Annotated in this window: 1 protein-coding gene and 1 pseudogene; both read left to right on the forward strand. The window is 76.4% G+C overall.

Translation table 11 applies throughout. The features are described from left to right. Positions 1 to 274: pseudogene (locus tag H5J30_RS33460) on the forward strand (RNA polymerase subunit sigma-70); the annotation flags it as partial. Positions 275 to 341: 67 nt separating this feature from the next. After that, on the forward strand, positions 342 to 1,368 hold a 1,027-nt coding region (locus H5J30_RS33465), incomplete at its 3' end, for an FAD-dependent oxidoreductase (RefSeq protein ID WP_181791502.1).

Below are 1,368 nucleotides of genomic sequence, written 5' to 3' on the forward strand. Positions count from 1 at the left end.
GCCCCGGCCGCTGTGGTACGAGGGCCGGGAGGAGTTCGCCGAAGGCCGCCGCCGGCACGCCGCCCCCGGTGACTACCGGTTCCTCCTCACCTCCGCGAACCTCCGCCCCGCGGTCGCCGTCTACCTCCGCCGCCCGGGCGACACCGCCTTCCGGGCGCTCGCGCTGGAGGTCGTCGCCGGCACCGGCGGCTGCGTCACCGAGATCGTCGACTACAACGGGGCGCGGGCCGGCGCCCTGTTCGCCGCCTTCTCGCTGCCCCGGACCCTCCGGTGAGCGGCGGGCGACACACCCCGCCGGGCCGCTGTTCCGCCCCCGCGCACCCACCGGCCACACTGGCCCCATGACGGAAACGGAATCCTTCGCGTACGACGTGGTCGTCCTCGGCGCCGGTCCGGTGGGCGAGAACGTCGCCGACCGCACCCGCGCCGCCGGTCTGTCCACCGCGATCGTCGAGAGCGAACTCGTCGGCGGCGAATGCTCGTACTGGGCCTGCATGCCCAGCAAGGCCCTGCTGCGGCCGGTGATCGCGCGCGCCGACGCCCGCCGGGTGCCCGGGCTGAGCGGCCTGGTGGCCGGCGACCTCGACGCGCCCGCGGTCCTCGCCCACCGGGACGAGTACACCTCCCACTGGCAGGACGACGGCCAGGTCGCCTGGCTGGACTCCATCGGCGCCGACCTCTACCGCGGCAAGGGCCGCCTCGCCGGCCCGCGCACGGTGGCCGTGACCGACGCCGACGGCGCCGAGCGCACGCTGACCGCCCGGCACGCCGTCGCCGTCTGCACCGGCAGCCGCGCCGTACTGCCGAACCTGCCCGGCCTCGCCGACGTCCGGCCGTGGACCAGCCGGGAGGCCACCAGCTCCGCGACCGTCCCCGGCCGGCTGATCGTCGTGGGCGGCGGCGTGGTCGGCGTCGAGATGGCCACCGCCTGGCAGGCGCTCGGCTCCGAGGTCACCGTCCTGGTCCGCGGCGGCGGGCTGCTGGACCGCATGGAGCCCTTCGCCGGCGAACTGGTCGCCGAGGCGCTGGCGGAGGCCGGCGCGCGGATCCGTACCGGCACCTCCGTCACCTCCGTCGTCCGCGAGGACGGCACCGTCCGCGCGACCACCGATGCCGGCGACACCATCGAGGCCGACGAGATCCTCTTCGCCACCGGCCGCGCGCCCCGTACCGGCGACATCGGGCTGGAGACCGTGGACCTGGAGCCCGGCTCCTGGCTGGCCGTGGACGACAGCCTGCGCGTCGAGGGCAGCGAGTGGCTGTACGCGGTCGGAGACGTCAACCACCGCGCGCTGCTGACCCACCAGGGCAAGTACCAGGCGCGCATCGCGGGCGCCGCCATCGCCGCCCGCGCGCAGGGCGTGCCGC

It is taken from the genome of Streptomyces phytophilus (assembly GCF_013870535.1).
GTDB classification, from domain to species: Bacteria; Actinomycetota; Actinomycetes; order Streptomycetales; family Streptomycetaceae; genus Streptomyces; species Streptomyces phytophilus.